This is a genomic window from Mycoavidus sp. B2-EB (assembly GCF_014218255.1).
Taxonomy (GTDB): domain Bacteria; phylum Pseudomonadota; class Gammaproteobacteria; order Burkholderiales; family Burkholderiaceae; genus Mycoavidus.
On sequence record NZ_AP021872.1, the window covers coordinates 1,579,005 to 1,594,275 of the forward strand.

Annotated in this window: 12 protein-coding genes; 2 read left to right on the forward strand and 10 right to left on the reverse strand. The window is 49.8% G+C overall.

Going from position 1 to position 15,271, the window contains the following annotated elements; translation table 11 throughout:
- Positions 1-3: 3 nt before the first annotated feature.
- The 3 genes from leuS to MPB2EB_RS07015 all read right to left on the reverse strand — a co-directional run bounded on the left by leuS (position 4) and on the right by MPB2EB_RS07015 (position 4,082).
- The gene (gene leuS / locus MPB2EB_RS07005) at positions 4-2,670 is read right to left on the reverse strand and encodes a leucine--tRNA ligase (RefSeq protein ID WP_185181619.1); all 2,667 of its coding nucleotides are present in this window, start codon (positions 2,668-2,670) and stop codon (positions 4-6) included.
- A 99-nt stretch (positions 2,671-2,769) separates the two neighbouring features.
- On the reverse strand, positions 2,770-3,576 hold the full coding sequence (gene dapB, locus MPB2EB_RS07010; protein ID WP_185181620.1) for a 4-hydroxy-tetrahydrodipicolinate reductase: 807 nt from the start codon (positions 3,574-3,576) through the stop codon (positions 2,770-2,772).
- Positions 3,573-4,082, reverse strand: coding sequence for an outer membrane protein assembly factor BamE (locus MPB2EB_RS07015; RefSeq protein ID WP_370576594.1), 510 nt, complete (start codon positions 4,080-4,082; stop codon positions 3,573-3,575). The genes dapB and MPB2EB_RS07015 overlap by 4 nt, the downstream gene beginning before the upstream one ends.
- Before the next feature lie 174 nt (positions 4,083-4,256).
- On the opposite strand from MPB2EB_RS07015, the gene fur reads away from it, so the two are divergent.
- Positions 4,257-4,685 carry a ferric iron uptake transcriptional regulator gene (gene fur / locus MPB2EB_RS07020; protein WP_185181621.1) on the forward strand — a complete coding sequence of 143 codons (429 nt, stop codon included), beginning with the start codon at positions 4,257-4,259 and terminating at the stop codon, positions 4,683-4,685.
- On the opposite strand, the gene MPB2EB_RS07025 is transcribed toward fur, so the two are convergent.
- The 6 genes from MPB2EB_RS07025 to rplM all read right to left on the reverse strand — a co-directional run bounded on the left by MPB2EB_RS07025 (position 4,686) and on the right by rplM (position 12,478).
- Positions 4,686-7,577: a hypothetical protein gene (locus MPB2EB_RS07025; RefSeq protein ID WP_185181622.1), complete on the reverse strand. Its 2,892-nt coding sequence runs from the start codon at positions 7,575-7,577 to the stop codon at positions 4,686-4,688.
- Positions 7,578-7,871: 294 nt separating this feature from the next.
- Positions 7,872-8,882: a type I glyceraldehyde-3-phosphate dehydrogenase gene (gap, locus tag MPB2EB_RS07030; RefSeq protein WP_185181623.1), complete on the reverse strand. Its 1,011-nt coding sequence runs from the start codon at positions 8,880-8,882 to the stop codon at positions 7,872-7,874.
- 131 nt (positions 8,883-9,013) lie between these two features.
- On the reverse strand, positions 9,014-11,005 hold the full coding sequence (gene tkt / locus MPB2EB_RS07035) for a transketolase (RefSeq protein ID WP_185182696.1): 1,992 nt from the start codon (positions 11,003-11,005) through the stop codon (positions 9,014-9,016).
- Positions 11,006-11,073: 68 nt separating this feature from the next.
- Positions 11,074-11,442, reverse strand: coding sequence for an iron-sulfur cluster insertion protein ErpA (gene erpA, locus MPB2EB_RS07040; protein ID WP_185182697.1), 369 nt, complete (start codon positions 11,440-11,442; stop codon positions 11,074-11,076).
- A 204-nt stretch (positions 11,443-11,646) separates the two neighbouring features.
- Positions 11,647-12,039 (reverse strand): 30S ribosomal protein S9, encoded by a 393-nt coding sequence (gene rpsI, locus MPB2EB_RS07045; RefSeq protein WP_185181624.1) that lies wholly within the window; start codon positions 12,037-12,039, stop codon positions 11,647-11,649.
- Positions 12,040-12,049: 10 nt separating this feature from the next.
- Positions 12,050-12,478: a 50S ribosomal protein L13 gene (gene rplM, locus MPB2EB_RS07050; protein WP_185181625.1), complete on the reverse strand. Its 429-nt coding sequence runs from the start codon at positions 12,476-12,478 to the stop codon at positions 12,050-12,052.
- Between the two features lie 334 nt (positions 12,479-12,812).
- Here rplM and MPB2EB_RS07055 point away from each other — a divergent pair, with 334 nt between their 5' ends.
- Positions 12,813-13,088 (forward strand): DUF1640 domain-containing protein, encoded by a 276-nt coding sequence (locus MPB2EB_RS07055; RefSeq protein ID WP_185181626.1) that lies wholly within the window; start codon positions 12,813-12,815, stop codon positions 13,086-13,088.
- 5 nt (positions 13,089-13,093) lie between these two features.
- On the opposite strand, the gene recG is transcribed toward MPB2EB_RS07055, so the two are convergent.
- Entirely contained in the window at positions 13,094-15,238 is a 2,145-nt protein-coding gene (gene recG / locus MPB2EB_RS07060) for an ATP-dependent DNA helicase RecG (protein WP_185181627.1), read from the reverse strand.
- Positions 15,239-15,271 lie beyond the last annotated feature (33 nt).

Here is a 15,271-nt window from a genome sequence, read left to right on the forward strand (position 1 = left end):
TCTTTAAATCACTAGGTTGACAAGGCGCCCTGGCACTAGCACAATTTTCTTTGGCAGCTGTCCATTGCTAAAGCGCTTAAATATCTCATGATCCAGCGCCGCTTGCTCAATTTCAGCACGGGAAGCCTCTTTTGCAACGGTCAGCGCGCCTCGCACCTTGCCATTGATTTGCAACACTAACTCACTTTGCATCGCCTCCAGCGCACTTTCATCCACTTCGGGCCAGGGTGCATCTAATAAAGTACGGCCAAATTCAGCGTTAAACTCGAGTCCATCCCACAAGGTGCAGCCAATATGCGGCACTACTGGGTATAGTATACGCAACAAAATTCCATATCCCTCACGCACCACTAGGCTCCACATTTCTGTGTTTTCGTGCGTTTGAGCGTCTACCGCAGCTTCAAGCGCCTTCAGCATTTTCATCGCCGCTGAGACAACTGTATTGTATTGAACACGCTGATAATCAAATTCAGCTTGTTTCAAAATGCGATAAATGTCGCGGCGCAACGCTTTTTGTGGCTCAGTTAAATGAGTTAAGTATGGGCTAGCCGTTAGCGCACCGGAATGTACTGCGGCGGCGCGCGCCATTGACTCAGCCTGTGCATAGCCAAAGGCCCACAGCCTACGCAAAAAGCGACTCGCGCCATCCACCCCTGCACTTGACCACTCAAGCTGTTGCTCGGGCGGAGCGGCAAACATTGTAAATAAGCGCGCCGTATCTGCACCATATTGATCGATCAAGGATTGTGGGTCGACTCCGTTATGCTTTGATTTAGACATTTTTTCAATGCCCCCTATCTCAACCGGCAGCCCATCCGTGTTGAGCGTCGCACCACAAGCTCGGCCTTTACTATCACGATGCAAGGTGACTTCAGTCGGATTAAACCAAATCCGCTTACCCGTAGCATTCTCACGATAAAAAGTTTCGTTTAGCACCATGCCTTGCGTTAGCAAGTTCTTAATCGGCTCAGAAAATGTTACCAAACCGAGATCCCGCATCACTTTGGTCCAAAAGCGCGAATACAACAGATGCAAAATCGCATGTTCAATGCCGCCGATATATTGATCCATTGGCATCCAATACTCAGTGCGCGCATCAATCATCGACGGTTTGCCACCTATTTGCGCAGCCGGGCAGGTATAGCGTAAGAAATACCAAGATGAATCAACAAAGGTGTCTAGCGTGTCGGTTTCACGGCGCGCGGGCGCACCACATTTAGGGCAACTACAATTCACAAAAGCAGCTGATTTGGCCAGCGGATTTCCGCTGCCATCTGGCACGAGATCCTCCGGCAGTACAACCGGTAAATCCGCCTCGGGAACCGGCACCTCTCCACATGCCGCGCAATGAATCAGGGGAATCGGCGTCCCCCAATAACGCTGCCGAGAAATCCCCCAATCACGCAAACGCCAAACCACACGCTGCTCACCCAGACCGCGTTCGCTTAAATCAGCCACCATCGCTTGGACGGCCGGCTCATAAGCTAAACCATCGTATTTCCCACTATTCACACAGATGCCATTTTCTTTCTCTGCATACCAAGCGGCCCAATGAGTATTAGAGTAAGGTTGCTGATTGACTGCAATGACTTGCTTAATCGGCAACCCATACTTAAGCGCAAAAGCGAAATCGCGTTCATCGTGGGCCGGCACGCCCATGACTGCGCCTTCGCCATAACTCATTAATACGTAATTACCAAGCCATACTTCAATCTCTTCCCCGCTCAGAGGATGCTGAACAAAAAACCCCGTAGCAATGCCTTTTTTCTCGAGCGTTGCCAAGTCAGCTTCTGCGCTGCCCCCTAATTTGCAGGCCTCTATAAAGGCCTGTAATTCTGGACGCTTTTGCGCCAGACGCAGCGCTAACGGATGTTCCGCAGCTATCGCGCAAAACGTAACCCCCATTAGAGTATCGGCACGGGTTGTAAAAACCCGTAACTGTTTGTGCTCTCCATCGAGTTGATATGGGAAGCTAATATTGACCCCGACACTCTTACCCAGCCAATTTTGTTGCATCAGCTTAACCCGCTCAGGCCAGCCCAGATCATCAAGCGCATCTAATAGCTCTTGCGCATATTGCGTGATCCGCATGTAGTACATTGGAATTTCGCGTTTTTCCACTAACGCGCCTGAGCGCCAGCCACGGCCATCGATGACTTGTTCATTCGCCAATACAGTTTGGTCAACGGGGTCCCAATTCACCGTGCCGGTTTTTTTATAAACAATTCCCGCCTCTAACATCTTTAAAAACAGCCACTGATTCCATTTGTAGTAATCTGGCTCGCAGGTTGCAATTTCACGCGACCAATCTATAGCTAGTCCGATCGCCTGCATCTGCTTTTTCATATAGGCAATGTTGTCATAGGTCCATTGCGCAGGCGCCACACCATTCGCCATTGCGGCATTTTCCGCTGGCATGCCAAAAGCATCCCAGCCCATCGGCATCAATACATTAAAGCCCTTCATCCGCAGATAGCGGGCCATCACATCATTGATTGTATAGTTGCGCACATGCCCCATATGCAGCTTGCCAGAAGGATAAGGTAGCATCGATACGCAATAAAACTTCTTGTCCCGGGGCGCAGCTTCGTTTGCCTGGTATACATTGTGTTGCGCCCAATGACGCTGCATCGCCGATTCAACCTCGGCAGGAATATACTTTTCTTGCATAAGGGGTAAAATTTTCAATAAAGTAAATGGGAAATTGCATGAAGTCGCATAGCCGCTGCACCCGCAGCGTAAGCGATGACTATACTGATTACAGCTTAATTAACGCAGCCCCAGCACATCTTGCATATCAAATAGGCCATTGGGCTTATCCGCCAGAAAATGTGCGGCCCGTAGCGCGCCTTGAGCATAGCTCAGGCGGCTAGCTGATTTATGCGTAATTTCAATCCGCTCGCCAGGACCCGCAAAAAGGACCGTATGGTCGCCCACAATATCGCCGCCGCGCACTGTGGCAAAACCAATGGTTGAAGATGTGCGTTCTCCGGTCACGCCTTCACGGCCATATACCGCCACTTCCGCCAAATCACGGCCTAATGCCTGCGCGACGATCTCGCCCATTTTAAGGGCCGTGCCTGATGGCGCATCGACTTTATGCCGGTGATGCGCCTCAATAATTTCAATATCGTAATCGCTCGCTAAAAAACGTGCGGCAAGCTCAAGCAGCTTAAACGTCACATTCACACCAACGCTCATATTCGGCGCGAATACAATCGGCACTCTACTCGCGGCCGCTTCAATCTCGGCGCGTTGCGCAGGTGTAAAACCCGTGGTTCCAATCACTAACTTCACGCCATGTTCAGCGGCTACTGGTAAGTGGGCCAGCGTACCTTCCGGACGCGTAAAGTCGATCAAACAGTCAGCCGCCGCTAACACCGTGTGCATTTCATTCGAAACGCTCACGCCTGTGCATTGGCCTAAAAAAGCCCCCGCGTCTTGCCCTATCAGCGCACTATTGGCGCGTTCATAAACCCCAACCAACTGCACGCTGGGCGTAGCAAGCACGGTCTCAATCAGCATCCGCCCCATGCGACCGGAAGCACCCGCGAGCGCAATTTTAAGCGCGCTCATGGGTTATCAGCACGTGGCGAACGCGCAGATGCGTTCTGTTTACTACGCGTGTTAGCGCGCCGGTCGCCGTCAATTTCAGCGAGTAATTCATTTTCGGAAGGCAAATCTTCGCCGCCTACCCAGCGCGATAACTGATCACGCTCAAAATAGACTGCCAAATGGCGACGCTGCACCACTTCAGTTGCGCCACGCTTAAAGTAAAAAATATAATCCCACTGATGTGGATGAAAAGTATCGATTAAAAGCGGCGTGCCTAGCACTGCGCGCACGTGCTCTCGCGGCATGCCAACTTGCAATTTAGCGACAGCTTCACGGGAAATAAAGTTGCCCTGCACCACAGTAATCTGGTAGGGTGTAATGTGCTGGGCAATCCGTTGAGTTGTGTCGTTATAGGTCGAACAAGCCGCCAACCACATCGCACACGCTAGCGCCAGGGGCCGTCGTCTTATGGTCTGCGGAAAAGCCAATGAGCTGAAGCGGTTAAACGTGAAAAAAAACAATTTCATTTTAAAAATTTTGACTAAATAGGTTGCTGGAACGAATAACCTACCGAAGACTATGAACCACTCATCCGTTTAAAAAGAGGGTGCTTTCTCGCGCCATACATTATGACTCGGTCCACTCATCTCTGATGCATAAAGATATGCATTGTACCCTTTACTTGTGACTCGTAGCTAACCATGAGCAATCATTCCGATTTAAAAAGCATTGGCCTCAAAGCGACGCTGCCACGGCTAAAAATCCTCGAGATTTTTCAAAATAGCACGATCCGGCATTTGAGCGCCGAAGATGTGTACCGCACCCTCCTTACCGAAGAACTCGATATTGGCCTGGCTACAGTTTACCGAGTGCTCACGCAATTTGAACAGGCGGGGTTACTGACCCGCAGCAACTTCGAATCGGGCAAAGCCGTATTCGAGCTCAATGAAGGCACGCATCACGATCATTTGCTTTGTGTTGACTGTGGTTTAGTCGAGGAATTTTACGACTCCGAAATTGAACGGCGTCAGCAAATAATTGCCCAAAGCCTCGGCTTTGTCTTGCATGAGCATTCGCTTTCTTTATATGGTTCCTGCCGTAAGGAAAACTGTCCGCATAAGAAGACTTAATTAGATCAATTTAGAATCAACCCAAGGCTCATAATACCTATGCCATGCCTCTAACTCGGCGGACAGTGTCAACTGCCTGCCCTTAGGTTTACTGAGCATTGCTGATGAAGCACGATCTATCGTATCAGCATCAGAGTTTAGCGTTAACGAACTCCGCCTACTTTGAACGAGAGTCGTATTTGTCGTATTTGTCGTTTCTGTTCTTACTATCTGAGGCTTGCTTGAATTCGAGGACTTAGCCTTAGCTTGAACCACCTCACTGGTTTGTGAACCGGGATTCAATTTTTGGCCAGCCAACTCGCGTAATCGCGCCGCTTGAATTTCGGTTCCAATCAGTTTGCCGCGTAAATCGCGATAGCGTTTTGGCGCTATCTCCAATAAATATTCTGCAAAGCGCAGGTTACAGTCGATGGTTGGCTGGGCAGTTTCAGTTGACAACTTTTGTCTAGAACGAGAACTCCGTCCTTGTTGTAAAAGCATAAAGGACTCTTTGAGTCTGAGTAGATTTTCTGGTGACCGCTCCTGCCCTTTGAGCCGACTCTCCTCTAGTTCTTTAAGTAAGCTTCTTACTTCGTCATGTAACTTGATACCCTTTTCAAATCCTAAGCGGGTCTCAATGCCTTTAAGAAAAGTATTAATGGGTTTTGTATCGATAGAGTCTAAATTTAGATACGCCAGCTGTAAATCTAATTGCAAGTCACATTGACGCTCCAGATGAGCGAGTTGCAGGCTGAGCTCCTCAGGAATATCTTGCTGACTATCGTTTAGAGATTTAATTTCGCTCTTTAACGTATCACGCCTTATGAAATTACCTTGAAAACCTAACTGAATATCCTCATTTTCAACAAAATTTTTGATGGTTTCCACATTGATGCGAGCGTCGGCCTGGTTCAGATATGCCAACTGAAAATCTGACTGGGCGTCACATTTACGCTCAAAATGAGCGAGTTGCAGACTGAGCCCCTCAGGAATATCTAGCCCCTTGCCAGCTAAATCTTTAAGTTCTTCCATTAACTCGTCACGCACTTGAAGATCGCTGTCAAAACCTATCTGAATACTGTCATCTTCAACAAAACTTTTGATGGCTCCCGCGTTTACATATGCCGACCGTAACTCGAGCTGTACCTTATGTTTTTGCTCTAGATAAGCGAGCTGTAATCCTAGCGCCTGCTGCATGAAAGCAATCTGAGCGGCATCATTGCCCGCTTGGTCCAGCCACTGCTTCAAGGTGCGTTTGCCAAAGCCACTGCGTTTTTCAGCCCGGACCTGTTGATAGATTTCTCGGGCGGCTTTGTAATCATGGCTAGTGATTAGTTTTTTCGTAAATTCTGCGCTCGCTTGCCAACGTGCATATAAGCTCTTCTTAAAGGAAGAAAGCTTTGAAACAGGTGGTTTTTCAGATTCAGCCGTTTTTTCTCGATCCGTTGAATACGGAATCCATCGATAACGTTTTTGATTTTCTAATGCGACCTGCGCAAGCAAATTCTGCCGCACAGTTTCGCGTGCCTGAGCCTGCTGATAAAAACGAGACCGCAATTCAAGACCTTTTTTTTCACCTTGCTCATGTTTAATATCTACCGTAGCTAGGAAATCCTTGTCTAATTCAAGATCATCTTCAATTTGATAATCATCGTAGCGTTTTTGCTTATCATGGCTATGTAAGAATTGCTGCGAACAAACCGTCATGGTTAAACCACCCGCAATGGTGGCCGCCAGTAACACGCCTAAGCCAACTGGGTTAGCCGCAGCGCCAGCACCGGCTAAGGAAGCCACTGTGAGGCCCATCTTCGCCAATGTACTGCCAGCATAAACGGTGCTACCCGTTAGAAAACCGCTATTCCATTTCAGAAAGGATTTTGCAAACTCTTCACGCTGAGCTAATTTGATACCTAGAAATTTTAAATAGTCGTCGATTGCTGATAACTCTGCGGTGCCGCGTTCAATGTCTGCTCGCAATTTGGCCCAAGCAGCATCGACACTCGCCTTGCCTTGCTGGATCTGCTGCTTTTGCTTGCGTGATTTTTTAACAAAATAGGCGCCAAGCGCAGTCGCTCCGAGCGCAGCTGCCGGTCCCAACACCAGCGTCGAAGCAGTTCCAACCGCTGTTGCAGTGGTTGCAGCTGAACTGGTGAGTAAACCCTGCGCAATCAATTGAGCAACATCAAGCTGATGGGCACTGGCAGCTAAGCCAATTTGCGTGACACTTTCTGCTAGCGCTTTAGCTAAAATGGTACTGCCTGAAGCAAGCGAAGCTCCACCAATTTTTTTGTCAAGACGTTTCATCTCACGTGAAAACTGCGTGTCTTGCAGTTTTTGATGTTTACACAGCCTAGTTTGTTTAGCCAACGCGCAGACGTCCCCCAACGCATCCTGCATTTCTGCGGTGTGCAACAGTTTTTCTATTTCTTGAATGAGGCCGTCCAGCTTCTTGATCTCTTTGCCTAGCTTACGTGCCTGTCCGCTTTTTTCTCGATACTCGGCAGCCGCGGTTTTTCGTGCACGTAGACCCTCTCTGATGGCAAACAGCGCTAGAACAGAAATCAAGCCGGAGCTTCCCATGGACACACCAAAATCCACTCCGCCGGTAGGACTCACTTGATGCGCGGCATGCTCAAGGGGGGCATTTTTTAATAATTCCGCTTCTTCTTGCAGCTCTTTAAACCACGTCAGAGTTTCATCACCGCTCGCGCGCCCCGCTTCGATCAATTTTTTAAGCAGAATATAAACTGCATGTACGGCCTCATCCAAATCAACCATGACCGCGCCGTGGCCGTGCTCATGGCCATCTCCCGCCTCTTTTACAGAGGCTGTCTCGCTGATAGACTCCGCGGCGCTCAGTACAGATGAAGGTCTTTTGGCCTTAGGACCTGGTCCTGGCTGTGCAACATTCAATTTTGATCTGGTTTCTTTAGCTCTCGGCAGGCTAGCCTTTGGACCTATATCCCCCCCTAGTGAGTCACTTAGTCGGTTCCGCGATGACGACGAGCAACCCTTTTTTTCTTCTTTAAAGGCCAGTTCTTGCGCAACAGATGGAGTACTACTTGAGTGTGGAAATAAACGGGAAAGATTACGCGTAAAGCTTTGCATCAGGTATCCTCAGCCATATGAATAAGAACTGTTCGCATCTTATGACTAAGTTGGCCGCTCTGGACCAACTTATAGAGAATACTTGAGATTCAAACGGGTTTACTTCGCTTTCGCAAACGCCACTGCTGTATCTAGCATTCGATTTGAGAAGCCCCATTCATTATCGTACCAGCTAGAGACCTTAACGAGTCGGCCCGATACTTTAGTCAGCGTCGCATCAAAAATTGATGAAGCTGAATGGTGATTAAAATCGGTCGAAACCAGCGGCAGTGTGTTATAGGCGAGGATACCTTTTAACGGACCGTCAGCCGCTTCTCTTAGGATTGCATTGACTTCATCTACAGTTGTATCACGCGCTGCCACAAAGGATAAATCAACAATCGAGACATTGATGGTTGGCACACGAATGGCAAAGCCATCTAGCTTGCCATTGAGTTCGGGCAATACCAAGCCAACCGCTGAAGCCGCCCCCGTTTTAGCTGGAATCATGTTTTGTGTTGCCGAGCGCGCGCGGCGTAGATCTTCATGATAAACGTCCGTCAACACCTGGTCATTGGTATACGAGTGAATGGTCGTCATCAAACCATTAACCACACCGAGTGTGTCATGCAAAGGTTTAACCAGAGGAGCCAGGCAATTCGTCGTGCATGAGGCATTTGAAATGACGGTGTGCTCTTTTTTTAGCGTCTGATGGTTCACGCCATACACAATCGTGGCATCGACATCTTTACCGCCTGGTGCTGAAATAATGACTTTCTTCGCGCCCCCTTGCAAATGAGCGCTGGCCTTTTCTTTGCTGGTAAAAAAACCGGTGCATTCCAACACCACATCCACCCCGAGCGCGCCCCACGGCAAAGCAGCCGGATCACGCTGCGCCAGCACTCGAATCCGATCGCCATTCACCACTAGATCTTCACCCTGCACTTCTACGGTACCGGGGAATTGACGGTGCGTCGTATCATATTGCGTCAAATGCGCATTTGTTTTAGCATCACCCAAATCATTGATCGCCACAATTTCTAGATCATGTGTTTTGCCTGCTTCATAAAATGCGCGCAGCGTATTGCGGCCGATCCGGCCATAGCCATTAATTGCGACGCGAACCGTCATTTTTCTCTCCTGATTACTGAACTGAGTCATGAACGCGCACGCCATCGCCTACTCGATAAATAGCCGCACTGCAGCGAGCTGTTCAATCAAGTAGAGCTACGACGCGCACACAAACTTTGCATCAATCGATGCTATATAAAAAGGGCGCGCGCCTGCTCGACAATATTTTCCACCGTAAAGCCAAAATGCTCGAACAATGTGGCTGCCGGAGCTGACTCGCCAAATCTATCAAGGCCAATCACGCCACCTTCGAGCCCAACATATTTGCGCCAGTAATCGCTCGAACCGGCCTCAAGCGCAAGCCGCATAACCCCTTTGGGCAACACATATTCGCGCCAATCCGCTTCCTGCCGGTCAAACACCGTCGTTGAGGGCATGGAGACAACCCGCGCTGCGATACCTACCCGTGCTAGCGGCTCAATCGCCGCTAAGGCCAGCTCAACCTCCGAGCCAGTCGCAAGCACAATCAATTTGTGCGCTACGACCTCTTCATTCCAGTCGCGTAGCACATACCCCCCCTTAGCGATATGCTCAATTTGCGTCTCGCTACGCTGGATAAACAGCAGATTTTGGCGGCTAAATACTAGACAGCTAGGCCCTTGCCTGGCAACCGCTTGCACCCACGCCACCGCGGTTTCAACCGTATCCGCCGCGCGCCATACATCGAGCTGCGGAATCAAGCGCAAACTCGCGAGATGCTCGACGGGTTGATGCGTCGGGCCATCTTCACCTAAACCGATGGAATCATGCGTAAACACGAAGATCGAGCGCGCCTTCATTAAAGCTGCGACCCGCAGCGCATTGCGACTGTAGTCAGAAAACGTTAAAAAAGTTCCGCCAAATGGTCGATAACCACCATGCAAGGCTATGCCATTGAGCACCGCACTCATGCCGAATTCACGCACGCCATAATTGATATGATTACCGAATTGCAAGCCATCTTCAGTAGCGCGCACGGGTTTTGCGGTTTTCCAGTTGGTCAGATTTGAGCTCGTCAGATCCGCTGAGCCGCCGAGCAATTCAGGCAAAATCGCAGCCAAACCGTCAATCGTCTGTTGCGAAGCCTTACGAGTCGCGATGGTTTCAGCTTTTGCATGAGTGCCCGCGATAAAGGCGCGCGTCGTCTCAGACCAATGCGTAGGCAGCTCGCCTTTCATGCGACGCATAAACTCAACCGCTTGCTGCGGGTACTTAGCGCGATAGGCGTCAAAGCGCTCACGCCAGTCAGCCTCAGCACGCGCACCGGTTTCACGCATATTCCAAGCTGCATAGACTTCATCGGGTATGACAAAAGGCTCAAAAGGCCAATCGAGCGCGACGCGGGTGGCAGCGACCTCAGCTGCGCCTAACGGAGCACCATGCACCTCATGCCCCCCAGCTTTAGTTGGAGCGCCCTTGCCAATCACGGTTTGGCAACAAATCAAAGTTGGCTTATGCGCTTTTTTCGCGGCCGTAATCGCCGCATCGACGGCTTCGATATCATGCCCATCCACTTGACGAATCACATGCCAGCCATAGGCTTCAAAACGCTGCGCAGTATTGTCGGCAAACCAATGTTTGACATCACCGTCAATCGAAATCCCATTGTCGTCATACAATACAATCAATTTGGCTAGCTTTAGCGTGCCCGCCAATGAACATGCTTCATGCGAGATGCCTTCCATGAGGCAGCCATCGCCAACAAAAGCATAAGTATAGTGGTCGACGATTTTGAGCTCGTCCCGATTAAATTCTTGCGCCAGCAGCGCCTCAGCCAGCGCCATCCCAACCGCGTTTGCCAGACCTTGTCCAAGTGGGCCCGTGGTGGTTTCAACCCCTGGGGTTACACCAATTTCAGGGTGCCCCGGAGTTTTACTATGCAACTGCCTAAAATGCTTGAGTTCTTCGATTGGCAAACCATCGTAACCCGTCAAATGCAGCAATGCATACAACAGCATTGAACCATGTCCATTTGACAATACAAAGCGGTCACGGTCAGGCCAATTAGGGTTATTAGGGTTATGTTTCAAATGACGATGCCAAAGAGCTAGGGCAATTTCAGCCATGCCCATTGGCATACCGGGATGACCAGAATTCGCTTGTTGCACGGCATCTATGGCTAACGCACGGATCGCGTTTGCCATCCGTGCGATGGGAGGGATTGACGACATTATTTTTTTAGATTTAAAACTACACTAATACTGAATAAACATCAGACAGAAAATGACGAGCCACAGCCGCAAGAGGTGCTTGCATTTGGATTTTTAATAACAAATTGCGCGCCATTTAGGTCGTCTTTATAATCAATTTCAGCGCCTACTAAATATTGATAGCTCATTGCATCCACCAGGAGCTGAACACCGTTTTTATCCATCACCGTATCGTCTTCGGCAATGGTTTCATCAAAAGTAAAGCCGTACTGAAAACCAGAACAACCACCACCTTGCACGAAAACGCGTAATTTTAACGCTGGGTTGCCTTCTTCATCGATTAATTGCTTAACCTTACTCGCTGCGCTATCCGTAAAAATCAATGGCGTTGAGGGAGCGTTCGCTGCAGAAACTTCAATTGCCGCGCTCATCATGTTCTCCAAAAAAACAGGGGGTTCGATATTATAGAGCCGATCGACGGCTTAAGTCGAATCCCGACATTACAACGCGCTTTAATGCGGCTGGCTTCTGCTTAAATAGGTAAAAACTTCTACTATTTTCCAATTTGAAAAAAGCCGCATAAGCGGCTTTTTTCAAGCAAAAATCTACTCGCCATTGCGCAGCAGCGCAATCGATTAGCGTTTCGAGAATTGCTTAGGCAGACGAGCTTTACGGAAGCCAACCTTCTTACGTTCAACTTCACGGGAATCACGAGTCACAAAACCCGCTTTCGACAAAGCCGGCTTTAATGTCAAATCGTAATCCATTAAGGCGCGCGTCACACCATGACGCACCGCCCCCGCTTGTCCGGTCTCGCCACCGCCGGTTACGTTGACTTTAATATCAAACGTTTTGACATGCTCCGTCAGCTCAAGCGGCTGGCGCACAACCATCAACGATGTTTCACGCGAGAAGTACTCAGCAATTGGCTTGTCATTAACAATGATATTGCCGCTACCCGGCTTGATAAAAACGCGCGCAACCGCACTTTTGCGGCGGCCTGTGCCATAGTTCCAGTTTCCAATCATAACGGTCTCTTTAGATTTCTAGGGCTTGCGGCTGCTGTGCCGTATGCGGGTGGGAATCGTTTGCATAGATCTTAAGCTTCTTGATCATTGCATACCCAAGCGGGCCTTTAGGCAACATGCCTTTAACCGCCTTTTCTAGCGCGCGCCCTGGGAAACGCTCTTGCATTTTGCTGAAAGTCGTTTCATAAATACCACCCGGGTAACCCGAGTGACGGAAATACTTTTTGTCAGTTGCTTTATTGCCAGTGACTTTCAACTGAGCAGCGTTGACGACAACGATAAAATCGCCGGTATCGACGTGTGGAGTGAACTCGGGTTTGTGCTTACCGCGCAAACGGCGCGCCACTTCACTGGCGACACGACCGAGGACCTTATCCTTCACGTCAACCACATACCATTTATGCGTAACCTCAGCAGGTTTAGCAGAAAATGTTTTCATGATTGATCCAAAATAAACCGCCCCTTATTTTTCCTGCTTGTATTTTAGTCGCAGGCTCTCCCTATTTGTTTTCCGCGGAGGCGTAAACGGAAAACCCAAGATTATAAAGGATTTTTGCATTTAAAAAAATCTCCCGAAAAGGAGAGTAGGCGCCGCGCTGTTCTTGAGCTACTTTTTAAAGCGCATCAAAGCACTAAAAATTGAAATGGCCACCTTATTTTGATCTTGCATACAAGCCCAACGTGCCTGAGCAGATACGCTCAATACACGTCAAAAGGATGTTCGCAAAACATCAAATTAGTTTATAATTCAACCAAACAATGGAGGTTATCAGATGAATGCAACTACCTTCGATACACTTCAATTTGTCGAAAGGCTAAAAGAAGCCAATATACCCGACGCGCAAGCTAAAGCTATTGCAACAGCAGTGCGCGATTCGCACAATGCGGCTGAATTAGCCACTCAAACCGACTTGCGCAAATATGAATCAGCCATTCGGTCCGACTTTGAAAAGCTCGAGCTACGCATGACCATTAAACTTAGCTCAATACTGGGCATCATCATTTTGCTCAGTATGGGCACGCTTACTGCTATCATCAAATTACTATAGGTCCATCATACCTCTAAATAATTCTCTCGGCCTGCTAGCCAACGCTTCAAGTGTTGCGCCACAACCTCTGGATGCTTGCTCAGCAAATAATCCGCCGCGCGTTGGGCCGGCTCAATCAGCCAAGCATCTTGTTGCAAATCAGCAAAACGTAGCATTGCAGCGCCAGACTGGCGCGCTCCAAGAAACTCGCCAGGACCACGGATTTCAAGATCACGCCGCGCAACTTCAAAGCCATCATTAGTTGCGCGCAATGTATTTAAGCGCGCCCGCGCCGCGTACGACAATGGCCCAGCATACAACAAGACACAAGCGGAAGCAGCGCTCCCCCGTCCGATGCGGCCGCGCAATTGATGCAACTGTGACAAACCAAAACGTTCAGCATGCTCAATCACCATCAGCGACGCATTGGGTATATCAACCCCTACTTCGATCACCGTAGTAGCAACCAGTAATTGAATCTCATGGCGCGTGAACGCCGCCATAACCTCAGCTTTGTCTGCGGACTTAAGTCGGCCATGAACTAGACCAATCTGTAATTCAGGCAACGCCGCAGATAACATCGTGAAAGTATCCTCAGCCGTTTGCAATTGCAATGTCTCGCTTTCTTCTATGAATGGACACACCCAATATATCTGCCGGCCAGCCAGCGCGACTTGCCGCACCCGTTCAATCACCTCATCACGCCGCGCCTGTGACACCAACTTCGTCAAAACCGGCGTACGGCCAGGCGGTAGCTCATCCAGGGTGGAAACATCGAGATCCGCGTAATAGCTCATCGCCAGCGTACGTGGGATAGGGGTCGCACTCATCATTAATTGATGCGGCTGCCAGTTTGAATGATCGACCTCGCCCTGCGCCTTGGCCCGTAACGCCAGGCGCTGCGCTACCCCAAAACGATGCTGCTCATCAATAATGACGAGCCCAAGGCGGGCAAATTCGACTTTATCCTGAATCATAGCGTGCGTACCGACGATCAACTGCGCCTGTCCCGTCACGATTGCCGCTAAGGCGCTGCGCTTCTCTTGAGCCTTAAGACCTGCCGTAAGCCATGCAACGTGTATCCCAAGCGGCGCAAACCAACCTTGCAATTTACGCACATGCTGCTCAGCCAGAAGCTCAGTAGGCACCATCAGCGCAACTTGGTAACCCGCATCAATCGCCTGCGCCGCAGCAAGCGCAGCCAGGACCGTTTTACCGCTACCCACATCGCCTTGCAAAAGCCGCTGCATCGGATGAGGAAGCGCTAAATCCGTGCTAATTTCTTTTTGCACACGTTGTTGCGCAGCCGTTAACGCGAACGGCAGTGCAGATAATAAACGCTCAAGCAACGGGAGTGCTGCGCTCAACATACAACCTACAAGCGCTGGCGCTAAACGGGTACGCCGTTGTAGATGCGACTGCTTTAATGACAACTGCTGCGCCAGGAGCTCTTCAAATTTAATGCGGAGCCACGCAGGATGTGTACGCTCAACTAATGCATCTGCATCCACACCAAGCGGCGGATGATGCAGCACGCGCACTGCGGCCGCAAGCGGCGGCAATTGCAGAGGCGCAATAATCTCGGTATTCAGGGCATCCGGCAGCAGTTCCGGCAGCGGAGTCGAAGTCAGCGCATTCTCGATTGCTCGGCGCAAGTACGCTTGACTCAAGCCGGCGCAAGTTGAATAGATAGGCGTCAGCGCCTGCGGCAAGGGATCGCCCTGGGCTACCATCCGATACGCCGGATGCACCATTTCCATGCCAAAAAATCCACCGCGCACTTCACCGCGTGCGCGGAGTCGTACACCCACGGCCAGTTGCTTAACTTGCGAGCCGTAAAAATTCAAAAAGCGCAATACCAGCGGATCACCTTTTTCGTCGGTGAGCGTAATGCATAATTGACGTCGCCCCCGATACGTAATTTCATGGTGTGTAATCTCCCCTTCAACCTGAGCCGTTGCACCAGCCAGCAGATCCCCAATCGCCGTGACAGTGGTTTCGTCTTCATAGCGTAACGGCAAATGCAAGACCAGATCGAGCGCGCGCTTTAGCCCGAGCTTAGCCAGCTTATCCGCTTGCCGCCCAGAATTTGGCTTAGGCCGATCCGCCGGCGTGACAGCGGGCGGAATTTCAGTCAAGGGTTCAGGTAATAAGATTTTAGATGCCGGCATCACAGCCTTTCTGTAGAGCTTTAACCAGATACA